At 69.8% G+C, this 18,940-nt stretch carries 26 protein-coding genes; 16 read left to right on the top strand and 10 right to left on the bottom strand.

Going from position 1 to position 18,940, the window contains the following annotated elements; translation table 11 throughout:
• Positions 1 to 99 precede the first annotated feature (99 nt).
• Together HD595_RS15320 and HD595_RS15315 are read right to left on the bottom strand one after the other, a co-directional pair.
• Positions 100 to 825 (bottom strand): glycosyltransferase family 2 protein, encoded by a 726-nt coding sequence (locus HD595_RS15320; RefSeq protein ID WP_253769550.1) that lies wholly within the window; start codon positions 823 to 825, stop codon positions 100 to 102.
• A gap of 176 nt (positions 826 to 1,001) precedes the next feature.
• Positions 1,002 to 1,460, bottom strand: a complete 459-nt coding sequence (locus HD595_RS15315; RefSeq protein WP_253769548.1) for a DUF2000 domain-containing protein — start codon at positions 1,458 to 1,460, stop codon at positions 1,002 to 1,004.
• 113 nt (positions 1,461 to 1,573) lie between these two features.
• On the opposite strand from HD595_RS15315, the gene HD595_RS15310 reads away from it, so the two are divergent.
• Positions 1,574 to 2,071 carry an Lrp/AsnC family transcriptional regulator gene (locus HD595_RS15310; RefSeq protein WP_253769546.1) on the top strand — a complete coding sequence of 166 codons (498 nt, stop codon included), beginning with the start codon at positions 1,574 to 1,576 and terminating at the stop codon, positions 2,069 to 2,071.
• A 17-nt stretch (positions 2,072 to 2,088) separates the two neighbouring features.
• Here the strand turns inward: HD595_RS15310 and HD595_RS15305 are convergent, their stop codons facing one another.
• The 3 genes from HD595_RS15305 to HD595_RS15295 are packed head-to-tail and all read right to left on the bottom strand — an operon-like array spanning position 2,089 to position 4,590.
• Positions 2,089 to 2,613 carry an AAA family ATPase gene (locus HD595_RS15305; protein ID WP_253769544.1) on the bottom strand — a complete coding sequence of 175 codons (525 nt, stop codon included), beginning with the start codon at positions 2,611 to 2,613 and terminating at the stop codon, positions 2,089 to 2,091.
• On the bottom strand, positions 2,610 to 3,779 hold the full coding sequence (locus tag HD595_RS15300) for a PP2C family protein-serine/threonine phosphatase (RefSeq protein WP_253769542.1): 1,170 nt from the start codon (positions 3,777 to 3,779) through the stop codon (positions 2,610 to 2,612). Before HD595_RS15300 ends, HD595_RS15305 begins: the two co-directional genes overlap by 4 nt.
• Positions 3,780 to 3,798: 19 nt before the next feature.
• Positions 3,799 to 4,590 carry an alpha/beta fold hydrolase gene (locus HD595_RS15295; RefSeq protein WP_253769540.1) on the bottom strand — a complete coding sequence of 264 codons (792 nt, stop codon included), beginning with the start codon at positions 4,588 to 4,590 and terminating at the stop codon, positions 3,799 to 3,801.
• Between the two features lie 93 nt (positions 4,591 to 4,683).
• On the opposite strand from HD595_RS15295, the gene HD595_RS15290 reads away from it, so the two are divergent.
• On the top strand, positions 4,684 to 5,313 hold the full coding sequence (locus HD595_RS15290) for a GAP family protein (protein WP_253769538.1): 630 nt from the start codon (positions 4,684 to 4,686) through the stop codon (positions 5,311 to 5,313).
• A 12-nt stretch (positions 5,314 to 5,325) separates the two neighbouring features.
• Here the strand turns inward: HD595_RS15290 and HD595_RS15285 are convergent, their stop codons facing one another.
• Together HD595_RS15285 and HD595_RS15280 are read right to left on the bottom strand one after the other, a co-directional pair.
• Positions 5,326 to 5,796, bottom strand: coding sequence for a hypothetical protein (locus HD595_RS15285; RefSeq protein ID WP_253769536.1), 471 nt, complete (start codon positions 5,794 to 5,796; stop codon positions 5,326 to 5,328).
• A gap of 183 nt (positions 5,797 to 5,979) precedes the next feature.
• The gene (locus HD595_RS15280) at positions 5,980 to 8,634 is read right to left on the bottom strand and encodes an AAA family ATPase (RefSeq protein WP_253769534.1); all 2,655 of its coding nucleotides are present in this window, start codon (positions 8,632 to 8,634) and stop codon (positions 5,980 to 5,982) included.
• 73 nt (positions 8,635 to 8,707) lie between these two features.
• On the opposite strand from HD595_RS15280, the gene HD595_RS15275 reads away from it, so the two are divergent.
• Genes HD595_RS15275 through HD595_RS15265 form a run of 3 tightly spaced genes read left to right on the top strand, consistent with a single transcriptional unit; the run spans position 8,708 to position 11,717 of the window.
• A complete protein-coding gene (locus tag HD595_RS15275) occupies positions 8,708 to 9,943 on the top strand; it encodes an MFS transporter (protein ID WP_253769533.1) in 1,236 nt (411 codons plus the stop codon).
• A complete protein-coding gene (locus tag HD595_RS15270; RefSeq protein WP_253769532.1) occupies positions 9,940 to 11,280 on the top strand; it encodes a carotenoid oxygenase family protein in 1,341 nt (446 codons plus the stop codon). Before HD595_RS15275 ends, HD595_RS15270 begins: the two co-directional genes overlap by 4 nt.
• On the top strand, positions 11,277 to 11,717 hold the full coding sequence (locus HD595_RS15265) for an SRPBCC family protein (RefSeq protein WP_253769531.1): 441 nt from the start codon (positions 11,277 to 11,279) through the stop codon (positions 11,715 to 11,717). Before HD595_RS15270 ends, HD595_RS15265 begins: the two co-directional genes overlap by 4 nt.
• Before the next feature lie 314 nt (positions 11,718 to 12,031).
• Here the strand turns inward: HD595_RS15265 and HD595_RS15260 are convergent, their stop codons facing one another.
• From HD595_RS15260 to HD595_RS15250, 3 genes are all read right to left on the bottom strand, one after another.
• Complete coding sequence (locus tag HD595_RS15260) at positions 12,032 to 12,535, bottom strand: hypothetical protein (RefSeq protein WP_253769529.1); 504 nt, start codon at positions 12,533 to 12,535, stop codon at positions 12,032 to 12,034.
• Positions 12,536 to 13,133: 598 nt separating this feature from the next.
• Entirely contained in the window at positions 13,134 to 14,228 is a 1,095-nt protein-coding gene (locus tag HD595_RS15255) for an alanine racemase (protein WP_253769527.1), read from the bottom strand.
• Positions 14,229 to 14,265: 37 nt separating this feature from the next.
• Positions 14,266 to 15,030 carry a GntR family transcriptional regulator gene (locus HD595_RS15250; RefSeq protein ID WP_253769525.1) on the bottom strand — a complete coding sequence of 255 codons (765 nt, stop codon included), beginning with the start codon at positions 15,028 to 15,030 and terminating at the stop codon, positions 14,266 to 14,268.
• A 395-nt stretch (positions 15,031 to 15,425) separates the two neighbouring features.
• Between HD595_RS15250 and HD595_RS15245 the strand changes: the two genes are divergently transcribed.
• The 11 genes from HD595_RS15245 to HD595_RS15200 all read left to right on the top strand — a co-directional run bounded on the left by HD595_RS15245 (position 15,426) and on the right by HD595_RS15200 (position 18,764).
• Positions 15,426 to 15,683 carry a hypothetical protein gene (locus HD595_RS15245; RefSeq protein WP_253769523.1) on the top strand — a complete coding sequence of 86 codons (258 nt, stop codon included), beginning with the start codon at positions 15,426 to 15,428 and terminating at the stop codon, positions 15,681 to 15,683.
• 99 nt (positions 15,684 to 15,782) lie between these two features.
• Entirely contained in the window at positions 15,783 to 15,959 is a 177-nt protein-coding gene (locus HD595_RS15240) for a hypothetical protein (protein WP_253769521.1), read from the top strand.
• A gap of 236 nt (positions 15,960 to 16,195) precedes the next feature.
• Entirely contained in the window at positions 16,196 to 16,531 is a 336-nt protein-coding gene (locus HD595_RS15235) for a WhiB family transcriptional regulator (RefSeq protein WP_253769519.1), read from the top strand.
• Positions 16,531 to 16,788 carry a hypothetical protein gene (locus HD595_RS15230; protein WP_253769517.1) on the top strand — a complete coding sequence of 86 codons (258 nt, stop codon included), beginning with the start codon at positions 16,531 to 16,533 and terminating at the stop codon, positions 16,786 to 16,788. Before HD595_RS15235 ends, HD595_RS15230 begins: the two co-directional genes overlap by 1 nt.
• Complete coding sequence (locus HD595_RS15225; RefSeq protein ID WP_253769515.1) at positions 16,788 to 17,063, top strand: hypothetical protein; 276 nt, start codon at positions 16,788 to 16,790, stop codon at positions 17,061 to 17,063. Before HD595_RS15230 ends, HD595_RS15225 begins: the two co-directional genes overlap by 1 nt.
• A gap of 182 nt (positions 17,064 to 17,245) precedes the next feature.
• Entirely contained in the window at positions 17,246 to 17,398 is a 153-nt protein-coding gene (locus HD595_RS15220) for a hypothetical protein (RefSeq protein ID WP_253769513.1), read from the top strand.
• A gap of 123 nt (positions 17,399 to 17,521) precedes the next feature.
• Positions 17,522 to 17,698, top strand: a complete 177-nt coding sequence (locus HD595_RS15215; protein ID WP_253769511.1) for a hypothetical protein — start codon at positions 17,522 to 17,524, stop codon at positions 17,696 to 17,698.
• Positions 17,699 to 17,753: 55 nt separating this feature from the next.
• Positions 17,754 to 17,933, top strand: coding sequence for a hypothetical protein (locus tag HD595_RS15210; RefSeq protein WP_253769509.1), 180 nt, complete (start codon positions 17,754 to 17,756; stop codon positions 17,931 to 17,933).
• An 84-nt stretch (positions 17,934 to 18,017) separates the two neighbouring features.
• Positions 18,018 to 18,152, top strand: a complete 135-nt coding sequence (locus HD595_RS45820; RefSeq protein ID WP_301309512.1) for a hypothetical protein — start codon at positions 18,018 to 18,020, stop codon at positions 18,150 to 18,152.
• Between the two features lie 83 nt (positions 18,153 to 18,235).
• Positions 18,236 to 18,403: a hypothetical protein gene (locus HD595_RS15205; RefSeq protein WP_253769507.1), complete on the top strand. Its 168-nt coding sequence runs from the start codon at positions 18,236 to 18,238 to the stop codon at positions 18,401 to 18,403.
• A gap of 130 nt (positions 18,404 to 18,533) precedes the next feature.
• Positions 18,534 to 18,764 (top strand): hypothetical protein, encoded by a 231-nt coding sequence (locus HD595_RS15200; RefSeq protein ID WP_253769504.1) that lies wholly within the window; start codon positions 18,534 to 18,536, stop codon positions 18,762 to 18,764.
• Positions 18,765 to 18,940: the final 176 nt, after the last annotated feature.

The raw sequence follows: 18,940 nt of genomic DNA, 5'->3' as shown, positions 1-18,940 counted from the left end.
TCCGAGGATGCCACTGTCGGCCGGGCGGCCGTCGACCGGGCCGCCGCGCGAGCGCCTTCGCGACCGCTTCCCTGCGACGTTCCTGACTCCCGTTCGGGACTACTTCGCGAGGGCGACCTGGGTGCGGGGGATGGCCGCGCCGCGGAAGCGCTCGCGCACGATCGTCCTGAGCACCCGCCAGCCGTCGCGGACGGCGTGCAGGTTGCTCTCGCCGTGGATGCGGCTGCGCTCGTGGCTGGGGACCTCGGCGATGATCAGGCCGGCCTGGGCGGCGCGGACGTTCATGAGCGTCTCGATCTCGAAACCGTCGCAGTCGAGGCTCATCGCGTCCAGGTGCCGGGCCCAGAAGGCGTTGTAGCCGTAGCACAGGTCGGTGTAGCGGGTGCCGTACAGCCAGTTGGTGAGCCCCGTCAGCGCCCGGTTGCCGAGGGAGCGCAGCGGGCTGATGTCGTCGGAGCCGCCGCCAGGGGCGTACCGGGAGCCCTTGGCGAAGTCGGCGCCGTCCTCCAGGGCGGCCACGAACGAGAAGATCTCCCGGCCGTCGGTCGAGCCGTCGGCGTCGATCATGACGATGATGTCGCCGGAGGCGGCCGCGAAGCCTTCGATGAGGGCGTTTCCCTTGCCCCGCCCGGTCTGGGCGACCACCCGGAGGTCGGGGCGCAGCCGGCGGGCCACGGCGACGGTGTCGTCGCTGGAGTTTCCGTCGACGAGCACGACCTCGTCGATCCAGGCGGGCAGGGTCGCGAACACGTGTGGCAGGTTGTCGGCCTCGTTCATCGCGGGGACGACGACGGTGACGCTGGCGGTGAATGGCCCCTTGTTCATGCCTAGACGGTGCAACTCGGCGCATGCAAGCCGCTTGACTTCGCCTTAAAGAGATCATGGTAGTCCATGCCCGATCAGGGCATGTTCACCATCCTGTGACCTGGTGACACACTCGCGGCGGGGGGTTGCGCGGCCCCGGTGCGGCGACCTTGACTTCCCCGCCCGAATGTGTGTCTCTAGCGGAGGAGCGGCAGGCGGCCGGTCAGGCGGTCCACGTCCGCGCGGGGTCCGAGGATGCTCACGGCGAGGTACGCCAGATCCTGCGCCCCCGTACGGGCCAGCTCCGCGAGGTAGTCGTCGTAGACGTTGGTCCGCTGCGCGATGGCCGCCATGTCCGCGATCACCACGCCGGCCGTGAGGGCGGCGTCGTCCCGTATCCGGCGGACGATCGCGGACGGCGCGGCCAGCACCGTGCATCCGGTCCACGGCAGCCCGGCGTGCGCCCCGCCGGAGGCGTCCTCGCCGCCCGAGCCCATGATGGACGGCACCGCCCGGCTGGTGGACGCGGCCAGACACGCCGCCGCGTTGGCCTGCAGCCCGCGGGGCAGGTCGCGGTCCATCACGATGACCCACTTGACCGGGAGCTCCTTGGTCGGCAGGTCGGGACGGTGGTCGAGGTGCGCGAGCGCGGTCATGAAGGCTCCCTTCTCCGAACTAGTGAAGCGAGTTTCACAGCATCGCCGCTGAGCTGACAAAGCAGATACGCTCTTTCCGAAGGAAGTTCGGAAATTCGTCAGGGAGCGCGTACGTGGACGAACTTGATACGGCCATCCTGGCCGAGCTCCAGCGCGACGGCCGCCAGACCAACAGGGAACTGGCCGAGCGCATCGGCATCGCCGCCTCGACCTGCCTGGAGCGGGTGCGCTCGCTGCGCGCCAACGGGGTGATCGAGGGGTTCCACGCCGAGGTCAACCTGGCCGCGATCGGCCGCCCGGTCCAGGCGCTGATCAACGTACGGCTGCACCCGAAGATCCGGGAGGCGGTCGAGGGGTTCCGCGAGTACATCACGGCGCTGCCCGAGACGGTCGCGATCTTCGTGGTGTCGGGCGGCGACGACTTCATCATCCAGGTGGCCGTGCGCGACACCGGGCACCTGCGCGACTTCGTCCTCGACCACGTGTCGCGGCACCGCAACATCGCCGACGTGCGCACCTCGCTCGTCTACGACCACATCCGCAGGACATCCCTGGAGGTGCTGGAGCCGGAGCTCCCGAGCCGCCCCCGCACGGGCCGCAAGCCCCGCTGACCCAGGTGTCCACGGGATCAGACCAGGGCCTCGTCCGCGCGGGCCAGGATCTCCTCCACCGTCTCGGCCGGGCTCTGGCGCGAGCTGTCCAGCCACAGGCCGACCCGCGGCGTCCCGTTCCGCAGCGCGCCGTCGAGGTCGGCGACCGTCCACGCGCCGTACCCGGTCTTGGGGCGCTCCCGCTCACGCCGCTCCACCGAGGCCGCGTCCGGCGCGAGCACGACCACCCGCAGCGGCCGGGCCGTGATCAGCGACACGAGGTGCCCCAGATCCTCACCCAGCGCCACATCCTGCACGACCGCCGTGAACCCTTCCCCGGCGTACAGATCGGCCGCGGCGGCCGCGATCCGATACCTCAGCCGGAGCTGGCGCGTCGCCTCCCCGGCGTCGCCCGGCGCCATGTCGGCCCGGCCGTTGACGATCATGCGACGGAACAGGTCGCCGCGGACGTGCACGGAGCGGGGCAACCGCTCCGCCAGCGCCTGCGCGACCGTCGACTTGCCCGCGGCCATGATCCCGGTGATGAGCACGACGCCCTTCACGAACCCGCTCCCTCCACCGCCGTCGCCTCGTTCGGCACCTTCAGCACCACGATGGCGACGTCGTCGCTGAGCACGCCGGACTGGTAGGCGGACACCTCCTGGAGGAGCCGGCCCGCGATGTCCGAGGCGCTCTCGTCGCGTGTCTCCAGCAGCACCCGCTCCAGCCGGTCCTCGCCGAACAGGTCGCTGTCGCGCCGTGCCTCGATCACGCCGTCGGTGAAGAACACGACGCTCTCGCCGGGACGCACCTCCACGGTGACGTCGCTGAGGTTCAGCCGGCGCAGCATGCCGAGCAGCGAGCCGGGCCGGCCCACGCGGGACGCGCCGCCCCCGGTGAGGTGGACCGGCTGCGGGTGCCCGCCCAGGCTCAGCGTGAGCAGGCAGCCGCCGCCGGGCGCGAGCGACACCTGGGCGTAGGCGACCGTGACGAAGCGGTCGGTCCGCTCCCTGACCACCGCGTGGTGCAGCGACGCCAGGATGGCCGACGGGGTCGGCTCGCGGGCGGGCGCGGCGCGCAGGGTGTAGCGGGCCAGGCTGGTGACCACCGCCGCCTCCGCGCCCTTGCCCGACACGTCCCCGATGACCAGGGCCCAGCCGTCGCGGGTCTCGTACATGTCGTAGAAGTCGCCGCCCACCTCGTCGCCGAGGCCGGCGGGCCGGTAGACGCCCGCCAGGTCGAGGCCGTCGACGTGGGGCAGGCCGGGCGGTATGAAGCTGGCCTGCAGGATGCCCGCCAGCTCGCGGGCCTCCTTCTCGGAGTGTTCGGCCCGTTGCCGGGCGAGCAGGAGCTCCTGCTCGTAGCTGCGCCTGTCGGTGGCGGCGAAGACGCAGATCCAGATCTCACGGGGCCCGCCGGGGTCGCCCTTCATGACGGCGTTGAGCAGGACGGGCAGCCGGTCGCCGGCGGCGCGGCGGAAGTCGACGGCGATCTCGCGGGCGGAGGACTGGAGGGCGAGCAACGGGGCGAAGTGCGTCTCGTAGAAGATCCGGTCGCCCACGGGCAGCAGGTCCTGGACGCGCGCCCGGCCGACCAGGTCCTCGGCGCGGTGCCCGGTCATGGTGAGGAAGGTCCGGTTGGCCCGGCGGATGGCGCCGTCGGCGTCCGTCACGAGGAAGCCGCACGGCGCGTCCTCGAACAGCTCCTCGAAGCCGCTCGTCAGGTCCACGGGGGCCCCGGAGCCCGCGTCACAGGAACGCCTTGATCGCCGCGATCGTCTCCTCGGGGGCACTGAGGTTCGGGCAGTGGCCGGTGGCGCGCATCAGCACCAGCTCGCTGCCGGGAAGGGCCGCGTGGACGTACCGGCCGACCGCCTCGGGGGCGATCACGTCGTTCGCGCACTGGAGGACGAGCGCCCGCGTGCGGCACTTGTCCAGGTCGGCGCGGTTGTCCGACATGAACGTGACGCGGGCGAAGCGCCGGGCGATGTCCGGGTCGGTGCGGCAGAAGCTGTTGGCCAGCTCCTCGCCGAGCTCCGGTCGCTCCGGGTTGCCCATGATGACCGGCGCCATCTGGCTGGACCAGCCGAGGTAGTTGCTGTCGAGCGACTCCAGCAGCTCCTCGATGTCCTGGGCGCTGAAGCCGCCGACGTAGCCGTCGTCGTCGATGTAGCGGGGGGAGGGGCCGACGAGCACGAGGTCGGCGAAGCGGTCCGGCTCGGCGTTGGCGGCCAGCACGCCGACGAGGGAGCTCACGGAGTGGCCCACGAAGCTCACGTCGGTCAGGTCCAGCTCGTGGCAGATGTCGAGGACGTCCTGCGCGTAGCCGTGGAGGCTGGAGTAGCGCTGCGGGTCGTAGGCCGACAGGTCGGAGCGTCCCGCGCCGACGTAGTCGAAGAGCACGACCTTGTACGTGTCCTCGAAGGCGGGCGCGACGAGGCGCCACATGTTCTGGTCGCAGCCGAAGCCGTGGGCGAACACCAGCGGCCTGCCGTCCGGACGGCCCGAGACCTTGACGTGGTTGCGCACCAGCACGCTCATGATTCCCGAGCATAGGCCATCAAAATCGCTCAAATCTTGTCAGGTGATGGCAAAGGGTGCGATCAGCCCGCGCCCGATGGGCATCTCCACGACGTGGATCTCGCGATTCTCCCGCTCGCCGTCACGATGATGATGGGGCCGCAGATCATGTCGGCCATCATCCTGGCGACCACCGAGCGGCCCGTACGGGCGTCGCTGGCGTTCCTCGCGGGAGTCGCCCTCGCCGCGACGATCGGCGTGGCGATCCTGCGCGGGGTCTTCCTGCTGTTCGGCGGGGGCGGACGGCTCGGGCACGCCTCCGACCACGGGTCGCTCGGCACGATCATCCAGATCGCGCTGGTCCTCCTGCTGGCCGCCCTCGCGGTCAAGAACTACGTCACCCGGGCGAGCGCCGAGCCGCCGAAGTGGCTGGGCGCCCTCATGGACGCCGGACCGGGCAAGGCCTTCACGACCGGGTTCCTGCTGATCCTGCTCATGCCCTCGGACCTCATGGTGATGGCCACCGTGGGCGCCCGCCTGGCGCAGTCCCACGAGAGCCTGGCGGCGGCCGTGCCGTTCCTCGCGGCCACGGTGCTGATCGCCGCGCTGCCCCTCCTGGCCCTGCTGATCTTCCACCGGCGGGCGAGGAAGGTCATGCCCCAGGTGCGGACGTGGGCGAACACCCACGGCTGGCTCATCAACATCCTCGCCTGCCTGATCTTCATCGTGCTCATCCTCGCGTGAGCCCCGCGCGCGTCAGCTCCAGGTGGCCCGCTTGAGCACGGTCGGCAGCCCGTACGTGTTCCAGGCGTCCACCACCAGGATCCTGGACTTGGGCAGGAACCACTCCCGCTGGTCCCACTTCGACTTCACCCGCCCGGTGTCGTTCGTCACGCACGTGTTCGGCCAGACGGTGTACTGCGCCTTGTGGCCGGGACCCACCTGGCGCAGCCCCCGGTAGGACGCCTTCTCGCCGTGCATCCAGCTCAGCCGGGAGTTGTACGGGCAGGGGATCACGCCGCTGAAGGGGTGGAACTGGCGCTCGCCGGTGTAGGTGATCGAGCCGCCGCCGACGGGGACGTTCGCGTACGCCTTCGGGCCGAAGATCCAGAAGCTCTCGCAGTCCGGGGCGAACGCCTCCGGCTTGGCGCACAGCAACCCGGTCACCACGACGACCGTGTCGCCCTTGCGGTGCACCTTCCAGTCGGCGGGGATCTTCAGGGTCATCCCCCGGAAGGACAGGGTCCGGGTCTGTTCGGCGGCCGAGTCGGCGAAGGCCGGGGCTGTTGTGAGCATAGAAGTGGCCGAAATCAGGGCAAGGGCGGCGAAGCGCTTTCTCATGTCGGGCAAGCTACGCAACCGCGCTTGTGATCCGCTGGCCGCCCGCTTGCACACGGTCCCCTCACGGCGCTAACGGATCTCCGGGAGGCCGCGGAGCTGCCTGCGGGAGGTGAGCCCGAGCTTGCGGAAGATGTTGCGCAGGTGCGCGTCCACGGTCCGCGGGCTGAGGAACAGCCTGGCCGCGACCTCCTTGGACGTGGCGCCTTCCGCGACCAGCCGGGCGATGTGCACCTCCTGCACGGTCAGGTGGTCGGAGGTCCGCGCCGACCGGCCGCGCGCGTGCTCACCGGTCGCGCGCAGCTCGCCGGCCGCCCGTTCCGCGAAGGACTCGGCGCCGCACCCGGACAGCAGGTCGTGGGCCGTGCGCAGCTCGGCGCGGGCCTCACGGCGGCGTCCCCGCCGCCGCAGCCACTCCCCGTACAGCAGGTGGGCGCGGGCCCGGTAGAGCGCCAGGGGCGTGGGTTCCAGCAGGGACGTCGCCTCGCGGTAGGACTCCTCGTCGTCGTGGACCAGGGCCCGCGCGTAAGCCTCGACCCCCAGCCCCCAGGCCCGGCCGCCCGCCCGGGCCCGCTCGCTCAGCGTCGCGAGCGCCGAGCGGGCCCTCTCCGTCTCGCCGCACCGCACGGCCGCCTCGATCAGCTCGGGCAGCGCCAGCCCGGCCAGCCCGAGGTCGCCGTGCCCGGCGGCCCGTTCGGCGGCCTTCATCGCCGTCGCGTAGTCGGCCAGGCCGTTGTTGAGCACGGCGGTCGCCCACTGCGCGCTGAGCGTCATGTGCGGGCCCACCGTGGCGAACAGCTCGGCCGCCTCCTCGCGCCGGCCGCGCAGCGCGGTCAGGTGGATGCGCGGGTAGACCAGCGGGGCCGCGCCGGTGGCCGCGGCGATCGCCTCCTCCTCGGAGATCAGCTCCATGGCCGCGCCGAGGTCTCCGGTGTACACGGTCGCGGTGGCCAGCATGGCCAGCCCGATCGGCAGCATGTGGAACGAGCCGGAGCGGCGGCCGGCCGCGGCGACGCGGGTGGCGATGCCGTGGAGCGCGTCGAAGTCCCACAGCTCGACGGCGAGCATGAAGCCGAGCGAGGGCCTCCTGATCCACACGTCGGCGTCGGCGTCCCCCACGACGGGGCCCAGGATGCCGGCGGCGGCCCGATGCCCTTCGGTGGCCAGCGTGACCAGGCCGTCCAGAACCACGTCGGAGCTGGAGCGCTCCGACGGGGCGGGCGGCGCCTGCCGCGCGGCGGCGATCACCTCGTCCAGGCCGCCGGCGAAGACGCCCATCTCGATCGCGTCGAGATAACAGGCACGTGACCGGGCCGGATCGGTGGCGGCCAGGCGTCCCGCGGCGCGCAGCAGGTAGCCGGCCGGCCGGTCGCCGCCCCGGTGGCGCACGAACGAGAGCCGGCCGCGCAGCAGGTCGACGCGGGGATCGCCGGGATCGAGGGTCGAGAGCAGCTCGGCGGCCACGTCGAAGGCGCCGACCGACAGCTTGGCCTCGGCGGCGGCGAGCACCCGGTCGGCCCGCAGACCCGGATCGAGGGTGAGCGCCGCGGCGCGTTCGAGGAACGCGGCGGCGGCGGCCACGCCTCCCCGGGCCTGGGCGCGCGTGGCGGAGCGGACCAGCTCGGCGGCGACCTCCTCGTCTGGCCCCGGGCTGGCCTGCGCGCGGTGCCAGGCGACCCGGTCGGGGTCGGCGGCCGGGTCGCTCACCGCCGCCAGCGCCGCGTGCGCCCGCCGGCGCTCCTCGGCCGAGGCGGTCCGGTAGACCGCCGAGCGGGCCAGCGGGTGGCTGAAGCGGATCCGGGCGCCGAACTCGACCAGCGCGGCGCCGTCCTCGGTGCCCGGCAGCGCGGCGGCCGCGGCGGTGGCCCCGTCCTCGACGCCCAGCAGCGCCGCCGCCCGCCACAGCACCCCCGGATCGCCCACGGGGTCGGCGGCGGCGATCGTCAGCAAGAGCCTGGCCTCGGGCGGCAGCTTCTCCAGCCGGGAGCGGAAGCTCTGCTCGACGGCGCCGGGCGGCGGGAGGTCGAAGCCGCCGGCCATGCCGGCCAGGCCCGCGGTCCTCGGCAGCTCCAGCAGGGCCAGCGGGTTGCCACGGGCCTCGGCCAGGATGCGGTCGAGAACCCGTTCGTCCAGCGGGGCCCGGAGCGCCTGGCGCAGCAGGCTGCGGGCATCGGCCTCACGCAGCGCGCCGAGGGACAACCCGGGCAGCCCGGCCAGTTCCGGCGGGACGCCCGGCCCGGCCGGCTCCCGTACGGCGAACACCACGGCCACGCGCTCCGCGCTCACCCTCCTGGCCAGGAAGACCAGCGCCTGGGCCGAGGCATGGTCCAGCCACTGTGCGTCGTCGACGACGCACAGCAGCGGCCCGTCCCGCTCGACCAGGAGCCCCAGCGTCGCCACGCCCACCAGGAACGGGTCGGGGGCGCCCGCGTCCAGGCCGAAGGCCACCTCCAGGGCCTGGCGGTGCCGCGCCGGCAACGCCGGCAGGTGTTCGAGCACCGGCGCGCACAGCTGGTGCAGCGCCGCGAACGGCAGCTCCATCTCGAACTCGGCGCCCGACGCCCGCATGACCTGGAAATCCGCGGCGGCCCGCGTCACATGCTCCAGCAGCGCGCTCTTGCCGATGCCGGGCTCGCCGCGCAGCACCAGCGCGCCCCCGCGGCCCTGCCTGGCCGCCGCGAGCAGCGCCTCCAGCCGTGCGACCTCCTGATCCCGACCCATCAACATATGTCCACAGCATGCCGCAGGTAGGTGAAAACCACCGACGCGAACGAGCCCGGCCCGCTGCGACCGTGGCGGCATGAAGCGCATGCCCCTGGTGGCCCTGGCCACGGCCCAGTTCCTCGTGGTGCTGAGCACGTCGATCGTGAACGTCGCCCTCCCGGCGATCCGCACGGGGCTGGGCGTGTCCGAGGCCGGGCTGTCGTGGGTGGTCAACGCGTACGTGCTGGTCTTCGGCGCGCTGCTGCTCCTGGGCGGGCGCGCCGGCGACGTGCACGGCCTGCGCCGCGTCTTCCTCATCGGAACCGGCCTGTTCGCGCTCGCCTCGCTGGCCGCGGCCGTCGCCCCGGGCGACGCGGCGTTGATCACCGCCAGGGCGCTGCAGGGGCTCGGCGCGGCGTTGCTGGCCCCGACCGCGCTGGGACTGGTCCTCACCCTCTACCCCGGCGGCCGGGCGCTGGGAGTGTGGGGCGCGGTCTCCGGCGCCGGCGGCGCGGCGGGCGTGCTGCTGGGCGGCCTGCTCACGGACCTGTACGGCTGGCGCTCGGTGTTCGCCGTCCTCGTCCCCTTCGCGCTGGTCGTCCTGCTCGCCACCTGGCGCCTCGTCGAGCCGACCCCGCCCCGCGGCGGGCGGCTGGACGTGCCCGGCGCGGTCACCGTCATCGGCGGCCTGGTCGCGCTCACCTACGGCGTGACGAGTGCCTGGCCGGTGGCCCTCGCGGGGGTGGCGCTGCTGGCGGTGTTCGCGGTGCTGCAACGCCGCTCCCGCGACCCGCTGCTCCCGTCCCGGATGGCGCGGGTGGCGCTGCCCAACGCGTTGATGGCGATGCTGGGCGCGGTCTGGCTGGGCTTGTTCTACTTCCTGCCCCTCTACCAGCAGCGCACCCTGGGGTACACGCCGATGCAGGCCGGGCTCACCCAGCTTCCCCTCGCCCTGATGATCACCATCTCGTCGTGGGCGACGGCCAGACTGGCCGGCCGGGCCGTGTTGCCCGCCGGGCTGCTCGTGCTGGCCGCCGGCCTCGCCTGGCTGGCCCGCACGCCCGCCCACGGGACCTTCCTCGCCGACGTGCTCGGCCCGACGCTCCTGATCGGCGCGGGATTGGGCGTGGCCTTCGTGCGGATAACCGCGCTGTCGTCCGCCGGGGTGCCGGCCGAGGACAGCGGGCTGGCCGGGGGCCTGGTCAACGCCTCCCGGCAGGTCGGCGGCGCCGTCGGCCTGTCCGCCCTGACCCTTCTCCCCACGTACGGCGGAGCCTTCCTGGCCTGCGCCGTCATCACCCTTCTCATGATCGGAAAGGCGACACTGTCGTGAACGAACGGGCCAAACCGTACATCAGCGATCACTTCGCACCCGTCACCGACGAGATCACGGCACACGAGCTGACCGTGCGCGGCAGCCTGCCGCCGGAGCTGAACGGCCGCTACTTCCGCAACGGCCACAACCCGAAGCCCGGCGTCACGCCCGGCCACTGGTTCCGCGGCGAGGGCATGCTCCACGGCGTGCGCCTGGCGGACGGGCGCGCCGAGTGGTACCGCAACCGCTGGGTCAGGACCCCGTTCCTGGACGGCGTGCCGTTCACCGGGACCGAGCTGGACGTCAGCGCCGCCGCCACCAACATCATCTTCCACGGCGGCCGCTACCTCGCCCTCCAGGAGGCCAACCTGCCCTGGGAGGTCACCGGCGAGCTGGACACGGTCGGCGTGCACGACTTCGGCGGCAAGCTGACCAGCGCGATGACCGCCCACCCGAAGGAGGACCCGGTCACCGGCGAGCTGCACTTCTTCTCCTACAGCCCCTTCCCGCCCTACCTGACCTATCACGTCGCCGACGCCGCCGGCGAGATCGTCCGGTCGCAGGTGGTGGACGGCTCCGGGCCGTCGCTGATGCACGACTTCGCGATCACCCGCGAGCACGCCGTCTTCATCAACTCCCCGGTGGTCTTCGACCACGCCGAGCACTCCGGCATCCCGTACCGCTGGCACGACGACGTGCCCTTCCGCATCGGCGTCATGCCGCGGACCGGACCGGCGCCGGTCACCTGGTTCGAGATCGCCGACCAGGCGGCGATCCTGCACGTCACCAACTCCTACGTGGACCAGGGCGGCCGCGTGGTCCTGGAGGGCCCCCGCTTCGACCGGGCCGCGTGGGAGACCTCCTGGAAGTGGTGGGTCGGCGCGCCGGGTTACGGCTCCACCTTCGACGCCGGCTCCACGCTCCACCGCTGGATCCTCGACCCGGCCACCGGCAAGGCCACCGACGAGGCGCTGGACGACCTCGTCACCGAGTTCCCGTCCATCAACGACGGCCACACCGCCTCGGCCAACCGCTACAGCTACGCCATCGCCTTCCCCGGCGCCGGGCTGACCGGCTACCACACCGCCAAGTTCGACACCACGACCGGAGAGCGGCAGCTCTTCTCGCACGGCGCCGACCGGCTGCCCGGCGAGGCCGTCTTCGTCCCGGCCGCCGGCGGCACGCGCGAGGACGACGGCTACCTGCTCACCATCGTCAGCGACCTGCGGGCCGACGCCTCCCAACTGCTGGTCCTGGACGCCTCCGACCTCACCGCCGAGCCCGTCGCCACCGTCGAGCTGCCGCGCCGCGTCCCGGCCGGCATCCACGGACACTGGATCGAGGACCAGAAGTGATCACCGCCGTCGACCACACGGCCCCCGTCGTCGTCCGCCTCGACACCGAGATCGACGCGCCGCTCCAGAAGGTGTGGGACCTCCACACCGACGTGAACTCCTGGACCGCCTGGCAGCCCGACATCACCGCCGCATCGGCCGACGGGCCGCTCGTCGCTGGATCGGTCTTCCGCTGGAGCACCTCCGGCCTGGACATCGCCTCCACGGTCTACGCCGTCGAGCCGTCCTCGCGCATCCTGTGGGGTGGTCCGGCCCACGGCATCACGGGCGTCCACCAGTGGAGCTTCACGCGGCACGGCTCCCGCGTGCGGGTGCTCACCGAGGAGTCCTGGGCCGGCGAGCCGATCCTGGCCGACGTGGACGGCATGCGGCGAGCCCTGGAAGGGTCGCTGACCAGGTGGCTGGACCACCTGAAGAAGGCGGCCGAGAGCACCTGACCGGCGATCACGAAAAAGGCCCTTCCCGGATCTCCCCGGAAAGGGCCTTTCACATGGGTCGGGGTGGCGGGATTTGAACCCACGACCTCTTCGTCCCGAAGCAAATCGAACGAGCGTTCCAGCATCTGGGATGTCTGAGCGACGTGCTCTCTATGGTGCGTGAGCGTCCGTCAGCGTCCGTGATCGCGCGCTGCCGTCGTCACGCAGTTGGTCACTCACCCTGAAAGGCATCGCCAGCCACCGCAAGGACCACCGGACCTGCCGCACCGGCTCAAGCCAACGCTGTCGAGGCAAGACAACCAGCGCGCGGAGTGTCATGACAAAGGGGGTTCGACAACATTTGGAGCGAATTCTTCTATAATTTCCTTGTATTCGCCGGGTGGCAGATCGAAAGCGTCGCTGTGACGTGCCGGTACGAACTGTCCAGATGCGTCCGGTTTGCCGATATTGCGAACTATCTCCTCTTTTTCCCGATCGCTGTTACTCATAAGGCGAACGCCCGATACTGATAAGCCCGTCGCCTCTGCAAGTGCGGCCAGGGGATATGGGCGAGGGCGCACGAAATGCCTACTGTATGTAACGAGAAGTCGAATTTGCTCCTCTATTTCCCTTCTCAGAGACGACAACTCGCGCAGTTTATGTAGCAGTGGATCGAAAGGGACATTCGGGTCGCTTTGCTGTTGCAGGGATCGAATCTCTTCCTCTCGTCTCTCCAGCACAAGGGCTGTGAGCTGGTAAAAGGCGATGTCGTCGTCCAGTTCCACCCTGTTTGGGATGCGATGAAGCAGTCGGACGACATCGTTTGTGATCTCTTCCATGAGTCGCTCCATGTAAGTGCGTGCAGTGAGTGCATATCGTTGCACGAACTGCTGTGCTTGCATCTGTGCGGAACGATGGCGTAGAGGAGAAAATCCACCCCGGAGCGGAGGAAATCAAGCCAAAGATCTCGCTCCCATAAGACGCGATCTTGTGCCAGAGTTACGCGAGAGTGGCCATAGGGCCACCATCGGTGAAAAGCGAACGGCCTCCCGGTGTCAGGCGGGAGGCCGTTCATGCGGTTCCGTTGCGTAGAGACTGAAAGGGATCCCGCTTCAGTGAGACTACCTTCACGACCCTCCCATAAGGAAGACGACGATCCGCCGCAGCACCCTGAGCGCCTTTCTCTTCGGTGGGCGATCATCCTGCTTGCGTCGCTAACGGCCGGCATCGCCCTGGGGTTCGCCAGCGGTCCGCCTGCCGGCGTCGTCACGGCGGCCACGGTCGCCGGCCTACTCCATAAGATCCTCAAGTAGGCGAGGCTGGCGGTGGTGCTAGAAGCCAGAAGCCTCGCATCACCGCTGACCGCGACAACGAGACACAGCGATGGGCCCCGGAGGAGGCACATTCTCCGGGGCCCATCGCAGGGTCAGCCCCCGCTCAACCGCCGACGTAGTGGAAGCTCGGCTTCGGGTGCATCAGAAAGTCGTGGTGCGAGATGTTCCACGCGTAGGCCCCGGCCATGAGGAATTCCACGACATCCCCCGTTTGCAGGCTTGTAGGCACGTGGCGCGCCATGGTGTCCTTCGGCGTGCAGAGCTGGCCGACAATCGTGGTCGGCTCCCCTGGCTCATCAACGACCATGGGCTGGCTGTGCCCCTTGGTCGCGGGAGTCCTGATGTGGTGCGTTCCGCCTGCCACTACGGCGAACAGCTCACCGTGCACGCGCTTGACGTCGATGACCTGCGTGACGTAGCGCCCGCAGTAGACCGAGATGGATCGGCCTGGCTCGATGCGCAGCGTCTCGTCAGGGCGTCGAAGGGCGGCCAGGCCCGCGCCGTACGTCTGCCAATCAAACCGTGAGTCCGGGTCGGTGTAGGACACGGCCATGCCGCCGCCGACGTTGACCTCTGTGACACCAAGACCACGGGCGTAGTCGAGAATCGCGCTTGCCAGCTCAAGCATGGTCGGCGCGTCCAAGCCGCTGGCGAGGTGGGCGTGGATGCCCCGAAGCCGTACGGCGTCCTGCCCCTTGAGCATGTCGAGACACTCTGCAATGCCCTCGGGGTCCATGCCGAACGGAGTCGCACCGCCCCCCATCGCGAGGGATGCACCCTCAATCGGGATGTTGAGATTTACTCTCAGAAGCACATCCGCCGATCGGCCCGCTGCAAACAGGCGCCGGATCTCGCTCGGGCTCTCGATGTGAAGCCGGTAGACATCGGCGAAGAGTTCGGCGTCAGTCTTGCCTGGACCTCCGAGTGCGATGCGTGACGTGCGGAAGTGCTCTCGAACGTGGGCGAGCTCTCCCCCGGACGCCACCTCGAAGCCATCGACGTACGGCGCGATGACGTGCATGAGCTTCGGGTCGGGGTTGGCCTTGACGGCGTAGTAGACCTCAATGTCGCCCATCGCTGCCCGGACTGCGGCCATGTGGGCGTCAAGGTCGGCAAGGTCGTACACGTAGGCGGGCAGTAGGCCCGCATCGGCCAGCTCCAGGGCCCGGGCGCGGATTGGCAGGGCAGTAGCTGTCATCTCGCATCGTCTCCTTCGGGTCGGTTCTGGCCGTGCGTCAGCTCAGCGGGAAGGTGTGCTCAATCACCAGGTAGTGCGCGGGAGTCACCGTGGTGGTCACCTCGACAGCTTGTCCGCTCTCGGTCTTGCCGACATGGAAGATGTCGAGAACCGTGCGCTCTGGACTGATCTCCAGAGCGTCCGCCTCCTCCTCTGTGGGAGGTCGCACGATGATGCGCTCAGTCGCTTCGACCTGAGGGTAGCCGAGTTCGGCCAGAGCAGACTTGACGCCGCCCCGGATGTTGGGCCCATTGGCTTCCAACTCTGTGCCGTCAGCGATCGAGAGTGGGAACCACGAGGCATTCAGCCGTACCGGAATGCCGGACGCCAGCAGGCGCCGACGGCGCACAAGGGCGTTCTCCTCTCCGCGCGGGAGGCCAAGAGCGTCGGCTACATCGGCCGGCGGGATGGCGCGCTCTACGGTGATCTGATGCTCCGGTTCGAGCCCCAATTCCCGGACCTCCGCATCGAAGGCTCCGCGGGCCGCGCCGCTTTCGCGTGCGGCGCGGGAGTAGCGGGCCGCCGAGTGGAGCATCGGCGGAATGTAGGTGACCATCGTTCCCCTTCCTTGCCGAGGGCGGATCATGCCCTCCGCCGCGAGTACCTGCATTGCCCGGTTGACCAGGCTTCGTGACGCGCTGTACTTCTCCGCGAGCACCGGCTCAGGCGGGAGCACCGAAGCTGTCGGGTAGACGCCTTCGGTGATCTCCTGCCGGATCTGCGCTGCGATCTGGCGGAAGCCCAACTTGTTTGGGGTGCCCATTTCTCCCTCTTTGGTCGCTTAGTCATTCGACCGAAACGCCAAACGTTTGATGTTTGTTGACAGCGGGCTCTAGAAGGCTCATCATCAGAGCAATCGACAAACGTTTGATGTTTCTTCTCGCAGGATACCTGCCCCGTCCGACCAAGTCGATTCGCTGAGGTGTGGCCTGCCTCACCTCACCTGCATACCCGGAAGCACCTGGAAGGCGGTCCGACGGGATCGCGCGCCGACGCCGACGGAACTGCTCCGGCTGACGAGCCGGACGCGCTTGACGCTGCTCGATCAACTCAACAGCGACGACGAAGGGCCACCGCCTCCCGACAAAAGGCGGCCCGACCAGGCAAACGCCCCTGGTCAACACCCTTTCACGCAATCCATCAAGGGAGATCTTCACCATGGACACCGCCACCTCTGGCGTGCGTCAGACCGCGGGCGACATCGCCAAGACCCGCTACATGTGGGTGATCACCGTGCAGTGGCCCACGGGCGGCGGCTTCGGCAACGCCACCTTCTCCAACACGGTCGACATCCCGGCCGGCGCCTCCCGCATGGACATCTACATGCAGATCTTCGAGCTGGCCAAGCGCGAGACCCGCGCGACCAGCCTCAACGTCCTGTACTTCGCGCTGGAGCCCGACCGGCTGAGCGTCTAGCCGCCCAACCGCCCCGATGGTCGTAGGCAGGGTTCGACTCCCTGCCGGGGCACTCCCGGCCACCCCGAGCCGGGGCTACATCGCAAGGGAGTCGCTCTCATGCACCAGCCCGCCAAGAGCGTCGGCCGCTTCCTGCCGACGCTGTTCGTGATCGGTTTCGTCTTCTACCTGTTCATCGACCCGCCCGGCGCGGCGTCGGTGCTCAAGTCGGCGATCGGCGCGGTCACGACCGGCGCTCACCAGCTGGCCGAGTTCATCCGCGCCGCGAGCAAGTGAACGCGAACGACCCAAGTCCTTCATGCCGGGGCGGTGTGCATCCGCCAAGACCCGCACCGCCCCGGCCCACTCCCTTTCCAGAGAGGTGTTCTCATCATGACCCACAAGTCCACGAAGGCACAGGGTTGCCCTCCTGCTTGCCGTAACGGCCAGATCTGGAACCCGCCTGTCGGCCCGTACCCGTGCCCGTTCTGCCAGGGCGACGGCGCTGCGAGCAACGGCAAGGGCGGTAGTCGATGACCGGCCGTCCGGTGCTCTTCCACCCGGCGCTGGTGCTGCTGGCCGACCTCGCCGAGGGTGTGCCGCGTCAGCTGGCTGAGGAAGGGGCGTGCCGGTTCGATCCCGAGCTGCACACCGGCCCGGACGCTTTCGCTGACGAGCCCGCCGACGAGCGGGCCGCGCGTGAGCAGGTGGCCCGTGAGGTGTGCGCGCAGTGCCCCGTGTCGGTCTCGTGCCTGTTCTACGCCCTGGACGTACGTCCGGAGGCGGGGGTGTGGGCGGGGCTGACCGCCGACGAGCTGCGCTCGCTGTCCGCGCCGTCGCTCTCCAGCTCCGAGCAGGGGGTGGCGTGATGGACCCGCGCTACTTCACCGTCATCGCGCCGGCGCCGTGGAACAAGTCCGGCAAGGCCAGGATCACCGTCCGCACCGGCCACGCCTGCGACGTGTACGTGTGCGTCGGCAACAACCGCGCCGGCATGACCGCCGATGAGGCATGGGCGCTGTGGGTCGCGCTGGGCAACGCGCTGCCTGCCACCTTCGGCCCCGCCCCGCAGTGGGCCACCTCCCAGACCGACGCACACGACGACTCCGAGGCTGGTGACGAGTGATGACCGACTCCCCGCGAGAGATCGACCTCGGCACCCGCGACCGCGACCGACAGGGCCGCTTCACCAAGGTCTTCACCCTCTCCTACGAAACCCGCGCCAAGGACACCGGCCAGGTCATCAAGATGATCCGCCACCTGCCCGCCGACGGCGTCGAGACCATCGGCAAGGTCCTCATGAAGGTGTCCGAGGACGTCGCCTGGAACATCGCCGTCCTCGACCGCAACGGCCGTGACGTGACGTTCGGCTTCGCCTGCTTCGGTGGGGAGGGGCGCTAGCCGTGACCCGCTACCAGTGCCCGTTCTGCCCGTCCCTGCACCGCACCGAGAACCTGCCCCGCTGCGCCGTCCACGGCGCGGGCTACTCCCCGCGATGCGAGTCCTGCCGCACGGTCGCGCAACAGATCCCGTGCGCAGGTCCTCGATAGCCGCTCACGATCACCAGCCTGTAGGAGACCGAGATGAACTTCCGTAAGAACCCGCCCCTGCCCTGCCCGACCTGCTCCGGGGACGGTCGCGTGATCGTGTCCGACTGGGCTCTGGGCAAGGGCAAGCGCCTGGTCGGCCGCAAGTGCCACGTCTGCAACGGCAAGGGCACGCTGCCCACCCGCTGAGCGCAAAGCCTGCGAGCGCGGGAGTGACGTTGCGGGTGCTCGCCTGGCCGCTCTGCGGTCGGGCGGGTGCCCGGAGCAGTCAACTCCAATTCCCTCCTCAACCAACCAGAAGAGAGGAAAAGCATGCAGGAGAGAAGTTTCCGCTCCGCTGGCGGCGGGACCGTCGTCTGGACGTACACGGAGAAGCGCCACCTGCTTGAGGTCGGCATCTACACCTGCTCAGGCTGCCGCCACACCAGCAGACCGGTGCCCTGGGAGGACGCCAACAAGCACGCCAACGCGTGCCGCCAGATCCCCTGATCCCCAGCGGCTTACGCCCAAGAACAGTCAGCTCCACAACGAGAGGAGATAGGTCATGGCCGGAATGAACACGATCAACTACCGCAACGCCGGGGGCGGCACCGTCGAATGGACCCGGGACCGCGACCTCCCGAACGAGCCGGGCTACTGGCACTGCTTCGGCTGCCGAGAGAGCGGTCGGGGGGACAAGAGCGAGGCCAACAGCCACGCCAGGACGTGTCATGCCCGCTGGTGACCGCTGACGTTGCGGATCCCCGCCCGACCAGCGCGGGCGGGGCGTCCGGAGCAGCCAGCTCCGCCACCACCGAAGGAGATCACCATGTGCCACCAAAACAACTGCGAGGGCCACGTCGTCAAGTGCAGCTCGTGCAAGGGCACCGGCCGTGACCACCTGACCCCCCTCATCAAGAAGTGCGACGTGTGCAAGGGCGTCGGCAGCGTCCTCCTCAAGTAGCTGTGTTGCGGGTGCTCGCCCGACCTGGCGTCGGGCGGGCGTCCGGAGCAGCCAGCTCCACCCCCTCACGAGAGGTGCGAACGATGCCCAAGACCCGCTTCGCCGTCTACAAGACGAACTCCGCGCCCAAGTACGCGATGGCCTACATCTGCACCTGCAAAGAGCCCGCCATCGGCTACAGCGACGACCAGTACGGCCTGTTCATCGGCGTCTGCCCCAACAATCACCGCTCCACCGTGATGGCCAGTTGACGCCCACACCGTCTCCCCGCCACGACCGGAAGTTGCGAGTGCTCGCCCGGCCGTATTGCCGGGCGGGTGCCCGGAGCGTCCGCTCCAGCTACCACCACCACCCATCCGCGCACAGAAAGGCCATCCCACCATGAGCCGCATCGCCAAGGTCACAACGCTGCTGATCGTGACGTTTGACGACGGAAGCAAGCGCATGACCTCGCAGCACCGCGCCACGTGGACCAACCTCCCCCACGTGGACCAGGCCGAACTGCACGATCGCAGTCTGAGCATGCTCCTGGAGGACCCCAAGGTCCGCCGCCTGGGATTCACCCGCCAGCACGCCACCACGGACAGCTTCAGTGTGTCTATCCCCCGCTGACCCTCACACCACCCGTGCGCCCTCGACAGCACGCCGCCAAGCATCCCCGCTGAGGCCGCACACCACCCAACCAAGGAGCCACCAGCCATCATGTCGAATCCCCACTGCCCCCGACTCGCGATCACCAGAGCTGGGATCTGCCCTGACTGCAACGGCGCCGGCGAGCTCACCGGCAC

This window comes from Nonomuraea roseoviolacea subsp. carminata, assembly GCF_024172185.1.
GTDB classification, from domain to species: Bacteria; Actinomycetota; Actinomycetes; order Streptosporangiales; family Streptosporangiaceae; genus Nonomuraea; species Nonomuraea roseoviolacea.
This window is presented reverse-complemented; position numbering and strand designations above follow the sequence as displayed.

Coding starts and splice junctions, on each gene's coding strand:
- HD595_RS15215 (WP_253769511.1), top strand. CDS start 17,522: ATGCAGGAGAGAAGTTTCCGCTCCGCTGGCGGCGGGACCGTCGTCTGG.
- HD595_RS15320 (WP_253769550.1), bottom strand. CDS start 825: ATGAACAAGGGGCCATTCACCGCCAGCGTCACCGTCGTCGTCCCCGCG.
- HD595_RS15275 (WP_253769533.1), top strand. CDS start 8,708: ATGAAGCGCATGCCCCTGGTGGCCCTGGCCACGGCCCAGTTCCTCGTG.
- HD595_RS45820 (WP_301309512.1), top strand. CDS start 18,018: ATGTGCCACCAAAACAACTGCGAGGGCCACGTCGTCAAGTGCAGCTCG.
- HD595_RS15220 (WP_253769513.1), top strand. CDS start 17,246: ATGAACTTCCGTAAGAACCCGCCCCTGCCCTGCCCGACCTGCTCCGGG.
- HD595_RS15240 (WP_253769521.1), top strand. CDS start 15,783: ATGCACCAGCCCGCCAAGAGCGTCGGCCGCTTCCTGCCGACGCTGTTC.
- HD595_RS15295 (WP_253769540.1), bottom strand. CDS start 4,590: ATGAGCGTGCTGGTGCGCAACCACGTCAAGGTCTCGGGCCGTCCGGAC.
- HD595_RS15260 (WP_253769529.1), bottom strand. CDS start 12,535: ATGGAAGAGATCACAAACGATGTCGTCCGACTGCTTCATCGCATCCCA.
- HD595_RS15255 (WP_253769527.1), bottom strand. CDS start 14,228: ATGACAGCTACTGCCCTGCCAATCCGCGCCCGGGCCCTGGAGCTGGCC.
- HD595_RS15230 (WP_253769517.1), top strand. CDS start 16,531: ATGGACCCGCGCTACTTCACCGTCATCGCGCCGGCGCCGTGGAACAAG.
- HD595_RS15225 (WP_253769515.1), top strand. CDS start 16,788: ATGACCGACTCCCCGCGAGAGATCGACCTCGGCACCCGCGACCGCGAC.
- HD595_RS15235 (WP_253769519.1), top strand. CDS start 16,196: ATGACCGGCCGTCCGGTGCTCTTCCACCCGGCGCTGGTGCTGCTGGCC.
- HD595_RS15205 (WP_253769507.1), top strand. CDS start 18,236: ATGCCCAAGACCCGCTTCGCCGTCTACAAGACGAACTCCGCGCCCAAG.
- HD595_RS15315 (WP_253769548.1), bottom strand. CDS start 1,460: ATGACCGCGCTCGCGCACCTCGACCACCGTCCCGACCTGCCGACCAAG.
- HD595_RS15250 (WP_253769525.1), bottom strand. CDS start 15,030: ATGGGCACCCCAAACAAGTTGGGCTTCCGCCAGATCGCAGCGCAGATC.
- HD595_RS15280 (WP_253769534.1), bottom strand. CDS start 8,634: ATGTTGATGGGTCGGGATCAGGAGGTCGCACGGCTGGAGGCGCTGCTC.
- HD595_RS15210 (WP_253769509.1), top strand. CDS start 17,754: ATGGCCGGAATGAACACGATCAACTACCGCAACGCCGGGGGCGGCACC.
- HD595_RS15245 (WP_253769523.1), top strand. CDS start 15,426: ATGGACACCGCCACCTCTGGCGTGCGTCAGACCGCGGGCGACATCGCC.
- HD595_RS15200 (WP_253769504.1), top strand. CDS start 18,534: ATGAGCCGCATCGCCAAGGTCACAACGCTGCTGATCGTGACGTTTGAC.
- HD595_RS15285 (WP_253769536.1), bottom strand. CDS start 5,796: ATGACCCTGAAGATCCCCGCCGACTGGAAGGTGCACCGCAAGGGCGAC.